General features: G+C 37.1%; 13 protein-coding genes. 5 read left to right on the top strand and 8 right to left on the bottom strand.

Features of this window, described 5'->3' with window-relative positions:
* The 3 genes from ACY651_RS04480 to ACY651_RS04490 form a co-directional block, all read right to left on the bottom strand.
* Positions 1-596: ABC transporter permease (locus ACY651_RS04480; RefSeq protein ID WP_462250127.1), on the bottom strand; the 596-nt coding region annotated here is incomplete at its 3' end.
* A gap of 259 nt (positions 597-855) precedes the next feature.
* Entirely contained in the window at positions 856-2,001 is a 1,146-nt protein-coding gene (locus ACY651_RS04485) for a BT_3928 family protein (RefSeq protein ID WP_462250129.1), read from the bottom strand.
* Between the two features lie 267 nt (positions 2,002-2,268).
* The gene (locus ACY651_RS04490; RefSeq protein ID WP_462250131.1) at positions 2,269-2,817 is read right to left on the bottom strand and encodes a DUF1599 domain-containing protein; all 549 of its coding nucleotides are present in this window, start codon (positions 2,815-2,817) and stop codon (positions 2,269-2,271) included.
* Positions 2,818-2,942: 125 nt separating this feature from the next.
* Between ACY651_RS04490 and folP the strand changes: the two genes are divergently transcribed.
* A complete protein-coding gene (folP, locus tag ACY651_RS04495) occupies positions 2,943-3,767 on the top strand; it encodes a dihydropteroate synthase (protein ID WP_462250133.1) in 825 nt (274 codons plus the stop codon).
* Positions 3,768-3,807: 40 nt separating this feature from the next.
* Here the strand turns inward: folP and ACY651_RS04500 are convergent, their stop codons facing one another.
* Together ACY651_RS04500 and ACY651_RS04505 are read right to left on the bottom strand one after the other, a co-directional pair.
* Entirely contained in the window at positions 3,808-4,824 is a 1,017-nt protein-coding gene (locus tag ACY651_RS04500) for an FKBP-type peptidyl-prolyl cis-trans isomerase (protein ID WP_462250135.1), read from the bottom strand.
* A 19-nt stretch (positions 4,825-4,843) separates the two neighbouring features.
* Positions 4,844-5,863 (bottom strand): DHH family phosphoesterase, encoded by a 1,020-nt coding sequence (locus ACY651_RS04505; protein ID WP_462250137.1) that lies wholly within the window; start codon positions 5,861-5,863, stop codon positions 4,844-4,846.
* A 175-nt stretch (positions 5,864-6,038) separates the two neighbouring features.
* Between ACY651_RS04505 and ACY651_RS04510 the strand changes: the two genes are divergently transcribed.
* From ACY651_RS04510 to ACY651_RS04525, 4 genes are all read left to right on the top strand, one after another.
* Entirely contained in the window at positions 6,039-6,455 is a 417-nt protein-coding gene (locus ACY651_RS04510; protein WP_462250139.1) for a nucleoside-diphosphate kinase, read from the top strand.
* A gap of 194 nt (positions 6,456-6,649) precedes the next feature.
* A complete protein-coding gene (locus ACY651_RS04515) occupies positions 6,650-7,381 on the top strand; it encodes a spheroidene monooxygenase (protein ID WP_462250141.1) in 732 nt (243 codons plus the stop codon).
* Between the two features lie 46 nt (positions 7,382-7,427).
* On the top strand, positions 7,428-8,375 hold the full coding sequence (locus ACY651_RS04520) for an arginase (protein WP_462250143.1): 948 nt from the start codon (positions 7,428-7,430) through the stop codon (positions 8,373-8,375).
* Between the two features lie 13 nt (positions 8,376-8,388).
* Entirely contained in the window at positions 8,389-8,985 is a 597-nt protein-coding gene (locus ACY651_RS04525; RefSeq protein WP_462250145.1) for a DUF1684 domain-containing protein, read from the top strand.
* A 16-nt stretch (positions 8,986-9,001) separates the two neighbouring features.
* Here ACY651_RS04525 and ACY651_RS04530 read toward each other — a convergent pair whose 3' ends face one another.
* The 3 genes from ACY651_RS04530 to ACY651_RS04540 all read right to left on the bottom strand — a co-directional run.
* Positions 9,002-12,262: a T9SS type A sorting domain-containing protein gene (locus ACY651_RS04530; protein ID WP_462250147.1), complete on the bottom strand. Its 3,261-nt coding sequence runs from the start codon at positions 12,260-12,262 to the stop codon at positions 9,002-9,004.
* Positions 12,263-12,473: 211 nt separating this feature from the next.
* Positions 12,474-13,490: a tetratricopeptide repeat protein gene (locus tag ACY651_RS04535; RefSeq protein WP_462250149.1), complete on the bottom strand. Its 1,017-nt coding sequence runs from the start codon at positions 13,488-13,490 to the stop codon at positions 12,474-12,476.
* A gap of 27 nt (positions 13,491-13,517) precedes the next feature.
* On the bottom strand, positions 13,518-14,297 hold a 780-nt coding region (locus ACY651_RS04540), incomplete at its 5' end, for an alpha amylase C-terminal domain-containing protein (RefSeq protein ID WP_462250151.1).

Consider the following 14,297-nt stretch of genomic DNA (forward strand, 5'->3'; position numbering starts at 1 on the left):
AACCAACTACCGGTAAGGTTTAGCCCAGTATATGGATGCAGCACCACACCGAAAAAATACGCAATAATGATGGCCATAAAAAATGACGGTGCCGATATGCCGGCTATGCTGGCGAAAACTGCACTGCTGTCGAGCCAGGTACCACGCTTTACTGCGGCTAACACTCCCAGTAAGATGCCAATGATGGTGGCGAAAAGCATGGCGGCAAAGGCTAATAGTAATGTGCCAGGCAATGCTTCCATCAGCAATTGCCCTACTGCTTTTTTAGTTTGATAACTGCGGCGCAGGTAAGGTGTTTTTAAACCCAGCTTATTTTCGCCGCCAATAAAAAATCCTTTCAGTTCTTTTTTTTCAATGTCGGCCTGGGTATGTATGCTTAGCGGAGAAACATCGTTAAGGTATAAAACTAATTGTTTCCATTTGGGTTGATCGAGGTATAAATCTTTACGGATATTGTCCATCGTTTTTTTATCGCCGGTTTGGCCAACGATCATTCTTGCAGGGTCGCCAAAACCCTGGAACATAACGAATACCAAAATGGTTACGCCGAGGAGGACGAGTAATGAATAGAATACTTTTTTTAGAATGAAAGACATTAGTTAGGTGTTCAACATTTTAAATTTGATGTGGCGTTTGGTACTTGTTAGGTACTTAAAGTTGTTTTAAGAAATGCTCAATATTCAATTTTCAATAATCAATGTTCAACTTGTTTAATTTGAAGTGGTGTTTGTTTTGCGTAATTCTTTTAATGTTGTTTTAAGAAATATTCAAAATTCAATGTTCAATAATCAATGTTCAACTTGTTAAATTTAAAGCGGTATTTGTTTTGTTGATGTAAAATGTTTTAACCTTTATTTATAATGACTTTATTGCACTGTCTTTTACATTCCGTACTATTTTTTTTGCATCCGTAAAGCTCCACTTATTTTGTATTACCGGGCCCTTCATTAAAAATAATGTTGGATTTACTCTTGCTGCTGTTTTAATGGCAGTAGCATCGCATGAAAATATTTGCAGCTTAAAATCGCCGGGGATGTTAAAAATTTCATTAGCCGTTTTTACATCAGAAGTAACAAGATAAACCGTGGGTACTTTATTGGCATAAAAAGTTTTAAAATCGCTGTACCATTTATCTTTGTTTGTATTAAAATCTTTTGCAAACAACAAATAGTATTCTCCCGGCTGGTTTAAAATAGCTTCTGTAGTATCGGCGCCGCTTTCAGTGGTAAAAGAAAAATCATTTATCAATGCTACTTTTCCATTTCCCTTTTCTAAAAGTTTTTTATTGGCTTGCTTTACAAATTTCCAGGTGCTGTCGGGTAGCTTATCCATACCAAATTCTTTTTCTTCGGCGCCTTTTTTATAAAAATAAGAGTAAAAGAATTTGTCGTAAGTGGCGTCGGCTGGGGTTTTGCGGAGTTCTAAAATATTGTTGCCAATTTTATAAGGCAGGCAATCTTTAATGGGCAAATGATTGAGCACATAAAATTGCAATGATAAAACTGCTATTAATGCAATTAAAATAATTATTCCCCCAACCATTTTTTTAACTAACGGCTGTATATATTTTTGACCGATAAGAATTACAATGATAAGAACAGTAAGAATAATATCTTTTGTAAATGTTTGTATAGGTGTTAACGGAATGCAATCGCCAAAGCAACCGCAGGCCCTTATTTTGCCGCTGAATAAAACAAAGGCGGTTAAGAAAGTAAAAAATAAAGTGAGTACGAATAGTAACCAGATGGTGAGTTTTTTTTGCCAGCCAATTAAGAGAGCTACACCCAACACTACTTCTAAAGTGATCATAAAAATAGAAAAGCCAATTGCATAATTGTTGAGCCAGTTCATAAGGTTTTTAAAATAACCATCGGCGGCCCATACTTCAAAAAATTCCTGCATTTTATAGGCAAGGCCTAATGGGTCGATGGCTTTTACAAGGCCGGAGAAAATGAAGAGTGCGCCTACTACTACACGGGAGATGTTTACAAATAGTTTCATTTTTTATAATCTTTTGTTTTAGCAAGACTATTAATTTCACTTCTTCTTTACTTTTTTTCTTGACAAAAAAAGTAACAAAAAAGTCAAGAAAGAAAAGATATACAACGCTTTTCTTTCGGGGAGCTATGTTGAACTATAGTACTACTGTATCTTCAACATTGATTCTTTACTCTTAAATTCAAAGCACTTCAACAAAATAATTGAAACTTCTAATTCTGTTACTTTAGAATGATCATACATCAGCAAGCATACATCAAAAATAAAAAACTACGAGGTATGTACCTCTTCCTCAATTAATATTAACCCAAACACAGCATAATTAATAATATCATAAAAATTAGCATCAATGCCTTCGCTGATTAAGGTTTGGCCTTTGTTGGCAATAATTTGTTTGATGCGTAAAATTTTTGCAAGTATCAGATCTACAAAACTTTCCTGACTCATCTCCCGCCAGGCTTCGCCGTAATCGTGGTTTTTATTGAGCATTAATTTTTTTGCAATGGCAATTTTTTCGTTGTATAAATTTTCAACAGTGTCAACCGGTAATTCTTCCAGTTCATCATCTTTAATATCTAACTGTATTAAACCAATAATGCCATAATTTAAAATGCCTTTAAATTCGCTGATAATGTCGTCGCCAATTTTTTGTTCCCCTTTTTCCTGTATGGTGCGTATGCGTTTTGCTTTTATATAAATTTGATCGGCAACAGAAATAATGCGGTACACCCGCCACGAAGTACCATAATCTTTTGTCTTACTTAAAAAAATTTCTTTCGAAGTTTGTACTGCAGTGTCGTATTGTTGGTTGGTTGTCACTAAATAATTTGTTTAGAAGTTTAGGGGGTTAGGCGTTTAGTGTTAAACATTGCCTGTTGCCCATTGTCTGTTGTCTGTTGTCTGTTGTAATTGTATCTTAGCCCAAAAATAATTGAATTACACCAATGTTTACATTAAACTGCAAGGGTAAATTATTAGCGTTTGAAAGTCCTATAATTATGGGCATCATTAATGCCACACCGGATTCTTTTTATAAAGGCAATATTAATGAGGATATGCTGGCATTGGCAAAAAAAATGATTGATGACGGCGCCACCATTTTAGATATTGGCGGGCAAAGTACCCGGCCCGGCAGCAGCAGCATTACTGCGGAAGAAGAAATACAAAGAGTGTTGCCGGTAATAGAAGCTATTCATAAAAATTTTCCCGACACCATTATTTCAATTGATACTTACAGCAGCAAAGTTGCAGTGGCTGCGGTGAAAGCTGGTGCAGCAATTGTAAATGATATCAGCGCAGGCAATATGGATGAACAAATGATTGAAATGGTGGCCCAATTAAAATTGCCTTATGTATGTATGCACATGCAGGGCACACCTGCAGACATGCATAAAAATCCGCAGTATAATGATGTGGTGAAAGAAGTGTTAGATTTTTTTATTACTAAAATAGAACAATGCAAAAGCGCAGGTATTGTTGATATTATTATTGACCCCGGCTTTGGTTTTGGTAAAACTATCGAACACAATTTTTCTTTATTAAAAAAAATGAACGTTTTACAAATGCTTGATAAACCAATACTGGCAGGCCTTAGCAGAAAAAGCAGCATTTATAAAACATTAGGCACAACTGTCCAAAATGCCTTGAACGGCACTACTGTTTTAAATACCATCGCTTTACAAAACGGTGCATCAATATTAAGAGTGCATGATGTAAAAGAAGCTGCGGAGGCAATAAAATTATTTACTGCATACAAAAAAGCACCCTGATTTTGCAGGGTGCTTTTTATTATAATTTAATTAGGTTGCTTTATTTATTACCAGTTTGTGGCTGTTGTTGTTGTTGCTGCTGCATCTGTTGTTGCATTTGCTGCATCATTCTTTGTTGCGCCATTTGCTCTTCCTGTTTCTTTTTCATAATTGCTGCATATTGCGTGGGTGTTATAATATCCACCACTGCAATATCAAAAACCAAATTATCGTTCGGCTTAATTTTTTCTCCGTTACCTCTTTTGCCGTAACCTAAACTTGAAGGAACATAAAATTTTGCTTTAGCACCTTTCTTCAACAACTTTAAACCATCAACCCAACCCTGTATTACCTGTGGGTTTCTCATATCAATCGGATAAGGCTCTACATGTTGAAAAGAAGAATCTGTATTAGAATCAAAAGCTACTCCTGCCATTGATTTACCTGTGTAGTTAACCATCAATATGCTGCTGTCTGTTAAAGTACCGGTTCCTGGTTCTAAAATTTGTACATAGGTACCTTTCTCAGCTTTTACAAAAGTTATTTTATCTTTTGCTAAAAAATCTTCAATGGATTTGCTGTCTTTTGCTAATTGTGATATGGCAGCAATAGAATCTCTTTTCTGTGCAGCAGCCATAAATACTTTTTGAGAACTGTCAGCCTGTTCTTTTGTAGTATAACTGTTTAAAATTGTAAAAGACTGTATAATAAACTGGCCTTTTTTCATAAATGGCGGAGCCTGGCCCTGTGCTTTTGCAATTATACTGTCGGTAGAAATTTTAATGGTAATACTGTCACCTACATGAATATTTTGGAATATTTCTTTAAATGGTTCAGGAAAGCTGGTGGTATCATACATAGCATATTGCGGCATGCCATCTTCTACTGAGTTAGATAAAACGCTGTCTTTGTACTTAGCGAAGGAATTCATTTCAATAAAATTCCCTTTTATCACTTTAGGGCCTTTTTTATTGCTGATTATTTTATACTGAGAGCCATCTTTAGCTTTTTTAAACGGCGTGGTGCAGGCCGATAATGCTACTAAGCAAATAACCGCTGCATTAAAAATTTGTTTCATTGTTTACTTTTATATGTTTTTAAAATTGATAACTGCTTAATTGGGCCACATTTTCCTGCATGGCCTGTTTAAATTTTTCTACTACTTCTTCTAATGGTTCTTTATTAAAACCCCCGGCGGCATTAAAATGTCCACCACCATTAAAATATTTTCTTGCAAATGTATTTACATCAAACCCGCCTTTGCTTCTAAAAGAACTTTTTCGTTCTTCTCCCCTGTCTATAATTACCGCAGCCAGTTTTATACCTTTTATACTTAACGGATAATTCACTATGCCTTCTGTATCGCCGGTTCTCATATCATACTTAACCAAATCGGTTTGGGGTATGGCAATTAATGCGGCATTGTATTCGTAAAATATTTGCATGCGGTTAAGCAAAACATTGCCAATAAATCTAAAACGGTTCTCTAGAAAATTATCAAATAATTCTTCATGCACATGGCTGTGATCCAATCCCTTTTCTTTTAGCTTTGCCACCATTTTGTGTACACTTGCCGTGGTAGATGGAAAACGGAATGAACCGGTATCCGTCATCACGCCTGCATAAACACATTCCGCAATCTCCGGTGTTATTTTATCTTCATTTCCAGAATCAACAATAAAATCATAGATCATTTCGGCAGTAGAACTTTTGCCGGTATCACTTATGCCGTAAGCAAACACTTCGATTTGCGGCTCCCGGTGATGATCTATTAAAATCTTTTCTGCCTTTACCGCCATTAATTTTTCTGCCATCCGCTTAGTACGGCTGAGCGTATTAAAATCCAGGCAAAAAATCCAGTCGGCTTCAGCAATGGCATCATTCGATTTTTCGTTGGGTGATTCAAAATCCAATACTGTTTTACAACCCGGCATCCAGTTTAAAAATGTTGCCCAGTTGGTAGGCGATACCACCGTTACACTATGCCCAAATCCTTTTAAAAAATGATACAAGGCCAAAGAAGAACCCATAGCATCTGCATCGGGTTTTTGGTGGGTAGTAATTACCACTTTTTTAGGCTGGCTCAGTAAAGGAAAGATATCTTGAATCGGCTTCATAAATGAGGCGCAAAAGTAGGGGAAAACAGCCGATTTTAGATTGCCGATTTTAGATTTTAGATTTTTTCAGCTTTGCAATGGTGTAAATGTTATACAAACTTTCACATAAATCTGCAATCTAAAATCTAAAATCTCCAATCCCTTCCTATCTTTGCGGCCTAAAAAAAACGAACAAATGACCAACAGAACATTTACAATGATTAAGCCCGACGCTACAGCTAAAGGAAACACCGGTGCCATTTTACAAATGATAAATGCCGCAGGATTTAGAATAGTAGCAATGAAAATGACACAGCTTAGCATAGAAAAAGCAGGTGAATTTTATGCAGTACATGCCGAAAGACCTTTTTATGGAGAATTGGTGGAGTTTATGAGCCGTGGCCCAATTACAGCTGCCATTCTTGAAAAAGAAAATGCGGTAGAAGATTTTAGAAAATTAATTGGCGCTACCAACCCTGCTAATGCAGAAGATGGTACCATCCGTAAATTATATGCTGCATCAGTTGGCGAAAACGCTGTACATGGCAGCGACAGTGATGAAAATGCTGCCATTGAAGGCGATTTCTTTTTCAGTAAGCTGGAACAGTTTTAAAGCTATTATTAATTTATACCAATGAGCCGTTGAACTTTCAGCGGCTTTTTTTTACACCAAATAAAAAGCCCCCCGAAAAATCGGCGGGCTGTTTCTTAACTAAAAGCACAAACAAACTAAGGTTATGGTAAAAACTGTGTTGAACTTTAAGAATAACGAAGAAGTTTGGGCTATATTGCGTTTCCAAATTTAATATGACTGCTACACTTACAATAATACGTTACCGTAAACGCTTTATCCCTTTTGCCTTTTTAGCAATGGTCTTATTCAGGTTTCCCCTTTGGTTTAATAAAAGATGCGGCTTTTGGAAACTGATGGGCAGCGGCAAAAATGGCACTTTCGATAAAACCCCCGACCTGCAGCAATGGGCCATTTTAACCGTATCTAATTTAAAGTTTAAAGAAGTGCAGCTAAAACATTATGGAGAAGCCCTTTTACTGCAAAAATTATACGGCACCTTTATACGAAAATGGATTGGGTTGTTCAATTGCGAAACAGTAACCTATTTGCTCGAACCTATTGAAGGGCATGGTTTGTGGGATAGAAAAAAAGTTTTTGGCGAGCTGCCACCTAAATCTGATTACGAAGGACAAATTGCAGTTTTAACCAGGGCAACAATACGATTATCAAAACTAAAACAGTTTTGGAAAAATGTAGATGGTGTTGCATCAAAAATGGCAGGGTCCGATGGATTCATCAACTCTTACGGCATTGGCGAAATACCATGGGTAAAGCAGGCCACCTTCAGCGTTTGGCAAAATAAAGCCGCCATGAAAAATTTTGCTTATCAAATGAAAGACCACCAGGAAGTGATACAAAAAACAAGAAAAGAAAACTGGTACAGCGAAGATATGTTTGTACGGTTTAAAATAACCGGATGTACCGGAACAGTTAACGGAGTAAATCCCTTAAAAGTAAAGTTGTAACTTTAACTATCACTAAACAACATCAGCTTGCCAGCTGATTAGTTATATGAAAAATATAAAACTAATTGAAGTGCCTTCTGAAATTGGTGCAGGTACACGTGGCGCCAGCCTGGGTATAGATGCTATAAAGATTGCTGCCCTGGATTTTATGAGTAATTTTTTTGTTCATTTTCCTTCGGAGAAAATTGAATCAGAAAACCAGTTACTTTTTGAACCGATACAATCGCCTTATGCAAAAAGAATAAATGGCGTAGTTAGCATTTGCGAAAAAATAAGTAAGGCGGTAAATGATGCGGTAAAGAATAATTTTTTTCCGGTTGTTATAAGCGGCGACCACAGCAATGCTGCCGGTACCATTGCAGGATTAAAAATGGCTAAACCAAAAAGTAAATTAGGTGTGGTGTGGATTGATGCACATGCCGATTTGCATACGCCTTACACTACGCCAAGCGGCAACATGCATGGCATGCCGCTGTCGGCAAGTATTGCAGAAGATAATAAAGATTTTAAAGTACACGACCTGGATGAAAAAACAGAAAAGTTGTGGAACCAGCTTAAAAATATTGGAAAAATTTCGCCTAAAATATTGCCGGAAGATATTGTGTTTATTTCTTTAAGAGATTTTGAAAAAGAAGAAAAACATGTAATAGAAAAACATGGCATAAAAGTTTTTAGTACCAACGAAGTAAGGCGCAACGGAGTTGAAATTATTTACCGTAAAGCCATCCGTTACTTAAGCGACTGCACCGATATTTATGTAAGTTTTGATGTGGACAGTTTAGATTCTTCTATCAGCCGTGGTACAGGTACGCCTGTAACTAATGGCTTGCGTGAAAGAGAAGCCGAAGATTTAATAAGTAAGTTTATGCAGCACCGCAAAATTTGCTGTTTCGAAATTACTGAGGTAAACCCTACCTTAGATAAAGAAAACCTTATGGCAGAAATTGCTTTTAATATTTTACAGAGAAGTGTGAATACATTAATGATGAACTAAAAATTAATCCGCTATGAAAAAATTTATTTTTTTATTTACCGCCATTTTTTGTTTGCAAATTTCTTTTGCACAAAAAAGTAAAACCTATAACGATTCCATTAAAGCTTTTCAAAAAACTTATGTTACCTCTCACGAGGTAGTAAAGACTGCCGACAGAAAGTTTTTTCGTTTTTATCCTGCTGATAAAACGTATGCCATACAATGCTCTTTCGAAAAATCAACCGACACGACTGTTGTTGTTATGAAAACATCCGGTAAAAAAATTCCTCAAAAAGATTTTATCCGATACGGTAAATTAATTTTCACCATTCATGATACTGCATTGCAGTTAACGGTTTACCAGTCTAAATTGCAAACACCTCTTACGAAAGATTATTTATTTATTCCTTTTGCGGATGTAACCAGTGGCGATGAAACTTATGGCAGCGGCCGCAATATTGATTTGCTGATTACCGATATAAAAAACAACACAGCCCTGGCTGATTTTAATAAAGCCTACAATCCCTATTGTGTTTACAGCGATGGTTACAACTGCCCTATTCCTCCAAGAGAAAATTATTTGGTGGTGGCTATTAAAGCAGGAGAAAAAACATTTGCAAAAAAACACTAACAATTTACGCTGCTACCTAATGCTGGATAATCAATTTACCCGATTTCATCAGTGTTCCAAAACCTACTGTAATTCTGTAAAAATATATTCCACTGGGAATATTACGGGTATCTATTGCGGTAGAAAAGCCCAACAGTTTTTGTAAAACCAAAACTCCGCTGCTATTCATCAAAGTGAAATATTTAGGTTCAGTATCATTTACATTGAGCTGAATTAACAGGTGGTCATTTGCAGGATTTGGTGTAATTACAATGCCCCTGACTGCACAACCTGTATCTACCTGAACATTTACCACGCTGGAATTATTGCATCCACTTACAGTATGTGTTTGTAAAAGGGTATACTTTGTAGATACATTTGGTGACACAAGCGGATTAGCTATAGTTGATATAAAGCCAACCGGTACTGATGACCAGTTGTAGGAATACCCGGATGTAGTGGCAACACCAATTGGAATACTGAGGTTAACCCCTGAGCATAATGATTTTAAAGAATCAGGCTGTTTAAAATTTGTAGGCCAGGCCGACATGGTAATGATATTGCTGGTTGCTGTAGGCTGGCCTGCACAACCTGAACTACTGGTTATAACCACTTTTACCTGGTCACCGTTCTTTAATATGTTACTACTGTAAGTATTACTGTTTGTACCTGCATTAATACCATTTACCTGCCAGCTGTAAGAAGGAGTATTACCAGCTTTGGCTGGTGTTGCAGTAAATGTAACCGGCTGCTTATCGCAAATGACATTATCTGCGTCATTGCTGCTGATACTTACTGTTGGTGTTAGTATACCTTGCTTTATAAAAAGGCTATTTGAATTAACATTATAAGAAGAAAAACATCCGTTATTTGGAAATGTAACTTTACAATAAACATTCTGGGTGGGCACAGCCGCATTTAATCCCAGTGTAATTACAGAATCATTACAATTGTTTATACAGGGCCAACTGTCGAGATACCACTGATAGGTTACACCCGGAACATTAACAGAACACTTGACAGTAAATGCAGTATTTGCACAAACCACGGTATCCGGAGTGCTGATACTTACAACCGGTACAATAACAGTACTTACTTTATAAAATACTGAATCTACCAATACATTTGCACCAATGGTATATTTTACAATAACAGTATGGTTACCTGAAGGTGTTACTCCATTTGTAAAATATTGAAAACTACTATCGGCTGCATTGTAGGCTAATGGTAAACCGTCCTGTGTTATACTAACAGTTCCTCCAACCGGTGGATTCCATAACTTACCTTTTGTAGTAGGTATATCCGAGCATTTATCGGAAACATTTACAATTACAGGAGCATCTAAAAAAACCGCATCATATTTAGCTACATAATAATTAGTAGTTCCTGCATGTTTTGCCCTGCAATACAAATTTCCTAATGCATCTGAATAAAGGCTTTGTCCGGGTAATAATTCTCCTGCTGTACCTGGCCCTACAACAGACCATCCCGAACCATTAAAACGTTTAACCTTATTGTCGTCATAACAAACAATGAATATATTATTTTTATAGCCGGCTACTACCTGGATTGCTCCTGTTCCAAAACCGCCCATTTTTACCCAGGAAGAGCCCGTCCATTTTCTTACATAATTTCCAGGCCAGTCAGTCATGGTACTATAAACAACCCCATTATCATCAACGGCAATTGACTGAACAGCATCTAAAGGAGTATCAAAAGGGCTTGCTGCAACCAATCCCCATGAAGAGCCGTTCCATTTATAAATACCGTAGTCGAAAAACTTATAGGCACATGCATATACATTGCCCGCTTTATCAACAGCCATTGATGGTATAACTTCTTCGGAATTTAAACTGTTGGCCCCCGTTCCTAATTCTACCCAGCTGGTACCATTCCATTTTGCTACATAATATTTTCCATTACTGTTTCTAAAATAACCGGTAGCATAAATATTCCCTGTTGAATCAACAATTATTTTGGTGATTTCAGAAGCACCTAAAATATTTGCACTGTTTCCAACATCCTGCCATGCTCCGCCATTAGATTTGGCAACGCCGGGATGATTGACTAGTGAGAAAGATCCTGCTGCATACAAGCTACCCAGCCCATCTCTTGCCATTGTTCTAATACCAAGATTACCATTTAGATTTCCAAAGTTTTTCCAGATGTTTCCGTTCCACATCATTACCTGAAAACCATTTCCGCCGGAGCCATTAATATAAGGATTGAATGTGGCAAATACTGTATCAGCATTTTTTGTAGCTACAATCGGTTCTCCTGCCGAATTTAAGGTGCCAATACCCCCCAGGCCGGTTTCTACCCAGCTGGCAGTATTTTGATCCCAATTGGAAACATATTTATAACCAAGGGTATTACTGAAATCTCCCCCTGCATATACTTTTCCCGAAGCATCTGTAACCAAAGCATAGATCTGCCTGTTGGCATTAAGAGAATTTGCCCCTACCCCCATTTCCGTCCAGTTTGTACCATTCCATTTTGATACATAACACTTAAAAGCGGTGTTATTATAAAATACACCCGCAGCATAAATGTTACCGGTATTATCTTTAGTAAGACTTAGGATATCCAGGTTAGCATTAATACCATTGGCACCAGTACCTAACTCCTGCCAACTTGCACCACTCCATTTAGCTACGTAGTATTTTCCATTTGCATTTTGCAAACGTCCTGCTACTAACACATTGCCAGTTGCATCAATAATCATTGTAATTATATCACGGTATAAGCCATTGGTAGAACTTCCCAAAACAGTCCAAGCTGATCCATTCCACTTTGCTACATAGCTATTGGTATTTACAGTGGTGCATACTGCAGCATAGATATTACCTGCTTCGTCGGTAGTAAGAGCATTAATCTTTCCATCTGCATTTAGTGCATTGGCTCCTGTTCCAAGTTCAGTCCAAGTGGTACCATTCCATTTTGCTACATATATAAACCCAGTAGCGCTGCGAATACTACCCGCCGCATAAATGTTTCCTGCTCCATCTGAAGTAATACTGTATATGGGGCCGCTTGCATTCAATGAATTTGCTCCAGTCCCTAATTCATTCCATGTTGTACCATTCCATTTTGCTACATAAGGTTTTCCAAAAGCATTAGAGAACCACCCTGCTGCATATACATTTCCTGATGGATCTGTAGTTAGACTGTATATGTAACTATCTGCATTTAAACCATTACTGCCGGTTCCCAAAGCAAGCCATCCGTTCCCCTGCCATTTATAAACATTATTACCAATAGTTGCATAGATAATATTGCCTGACTGATCCTTAGTCATTGCATAAATTGCCTTATCTGAATAGGAATTTAATATTGGTGAACCAAGCTCATGCCATCCTGTTTGAGCAGAAGAAAATTTTGTAAACAATACAAAAAAGGAAAATAATAGGTAGGAAAAGCAATTTAGTTTCATTGTAGTATAGGGAATTAAGTACATACAAATATACTAATTTATCCCAAAAAATGAAATGCATTAACACGAAATAATGTTACAACCCTCCCGGCATTTCTTGTTTTCTTCTCATTTTTGCAAGCGAAGGATCTAGCTGAATAGCTTTATCGCACATGGCCTGGCCCCTGTCTTTTTGCCCTTTCTTTTGAAAACACATGCCGGCCTGGTACAATGCTTTAGCATCATTAGCATCCAGCTCTAATAATTTTTGGCAAAACTCTAATGTTTTATCATACAGTTTACGATCGTAATAAGCTTGAGAAATATCCCTTAACATATCTTTGTTACCCGGTTTTTTTGCCATTATATCCAGCAATATTTTTTCGCCTTTTTCAAACTCGCCGGAGTAAATGTAAGCGTAACCGAGGTTTTCATTAAAGTCGTTGCTTTGTGTAAACCCATTGTTAGCAGCTTTGTTAAAGTAAATAACTGCATTTTTAAAATTATTCGAATTGTAGTTCATAAAGCCCAGCTCAAACAGCCAGGCGCTTTTAGTGGTATCAATCTGCACCGCTTTTTCATAATACACTATGCCTTTCTTTTCCTGTTCCATTTCCACATAGCTGCGGCCTAAATTATAATGAGCTTCAGCATCGTTGGGGTTTTTAGCAATTAAAGCTAACAATGCTTTTTCAGCTTTGCCATAATCTTCCTGGTAGTAATAACTCATGGCAATTACTTTTTCGGTATTGGCGCAGTTGGTGCATTTTTGTGCAAACGAAACTGCTTTAGTATATTGCCTGTAAGTAAAATACAAATTCATCAGCTCATTTATGGGGGCATTATTAGCCGGATCGAGTTCATTTGCTTTTGTAAAGTTTGCAATTGCAGCGTCATTTTTACGCATCTCCAGGTTTACATAACCGTTTTCAACATAAGCAGCAGTATTTGCAGGGTTAAGTTTGATGGCTTTATCAAAATTTTTAGAAGCTACTAAATAGCGTTTAGCAGCTTTTTCTTCTATTCCTTTTTGAAAATAAAAAACCGAACTGTCGGTTTGCGAAAACGACGTTGAAGAAAGTAAAATTAAAATTGCTGTGAGAGAGTTTTTCATAGTATTATTTGTGCAAAAATTATTCCGTTATTTAAGTATTACAGCTGCTAACGCAGGAAGATGAACATTTATTTCATACAAACCTGTCTTTTTATCAACCAAATGCAAACCAATATCGGGGTTGTGCACATCGCCTGTTCCCCAATACTTTTTACTGTCACTGTTAAAAATTTCTTTCCATTCTGCTTTACCGTAAACATTAATTTTCCAGTTGTGACGTACCACCGGTGTCATGTTTAAAATTATCAGCACATCATCTTTTTTCTTTTTGCCTTTGCGGCGGTACACTATTACAGACTCATCCTGGTGGTTCAAATCTACCCATTCAAAACCTTCGCTGTCAAATTGCAATTCATGCAAAGCTTTTTCATCTTTATATAAATGGCAAAGATCTTTTACACATTCCTTCATCATGCTGTGGCAATCAAACTGCAGCAACTCCCAGCTTAATTCGCTTTTATAATTCCATTCGGTAGTTTGAGCAAATTCGTTACCCATAAATAACAACTTTGCGCCGGGATGCGTAAACATGTAAGCATATAACAACCGCAGGTTGGCAAATTTCTGCCATTCATCTCCCGGCATTTTATAAATCATGGGGCTTTTTCCATGCACCACTTCATCGTGGCTTAGTGGCAGCATAAAATTTTCATCGGGAAAATAAGCCATGCTGAAACTAAATTTATTTTGATTGGCGCCTCTGAATAAAGGATCCATCTTAAAATAATCCAGTGTGTCATGCATCCATCCCATCATCCATTTCATTCCAAAACCTAATCCGCCTTCGGTAGTGGGTTTACTTATTTT

It is taken from the genome of Ferruginibacter sp. (assembly GCF_031391665.1).
GTDB lineage: Bacteria > Bacteroidota > Bacteroidia > Chitinophagales > Chitinophagaceae > Ferruginibacter.

Excerpts from the sequence above, each read along its gene's own strand:
- ACY651_RS04485 (WP_462250129.1), bottom strand. The coding sequence starts at position 2,001 with ATGAAACTATTTGTAAACATCTCCCGTGTAGTAGTAGGCGCACTCTTC.
- ACY651_RS04520 (WP_462250143.1), top strand. The coding sequence starts at position 7,428 with ATGAAAAATATAAAACTAATTGAAGTGCCTTCTGAAATTGGTGCAGGT.
- ACY651_RS04525 (WP_462250145.1), top strand. The coding sequence starts at position 8,389 with ATGAAAAAATTTATTTTTTTATTTACCGCCATTTTTTGTTTGCAAATT.
- ACY651_RS04515 (WP_462250141.1), top strand. The coding sequence starts at position 6,650 with ATGACTGCTACACTTACAATAATACGTTACCGTAAACGCTTTATCCCT.
- ACY651_RS04500 (WP_462250135.1), bottom strand. The coding sequence starts at position 4,824 with ATGAAACAAATTTTTAATGCAGCGGTTATTTGCTTAGTAGCATTATCG.
- ACY651_RS04510 (WP_462250139.1), top strand. The coding sequence starts at position 6,039 with ATGACCAACAGAACATTTACAATGATTAAGCCCGACGCTACAGCTAAA.
- folP (WP_462250133.1), top strand. The coding sequence starts at position 2,943 with ATGTTTACATTAAACTGCAAGGGTAAATTATTAGCGTTTGAAAGTCCT.
- ACY651_RS04535 (WP_462250149.1), bottom strand. The coding sequence starts at position 13,490 with ATGAAAAACTCTCTCACAGCAATTTTAATTTTACTTTCTTCAACGTCG.
- ACY651_RS04505 (WP_462250137.1), bottom strand. The coding sequence starts at position 5,863 with ATGAAGCCGATTCAAGATATCTTTCCTTTACTGAGCCAGCCTAAAAAA.
- ACY651_RS04530 (WP_462250147.1), bottom strand. The coding sequence starts at position 12,262 with ATGACTAAGGATCAGTCAGGCAATATTATCTATGCAACTATTGGTAAT.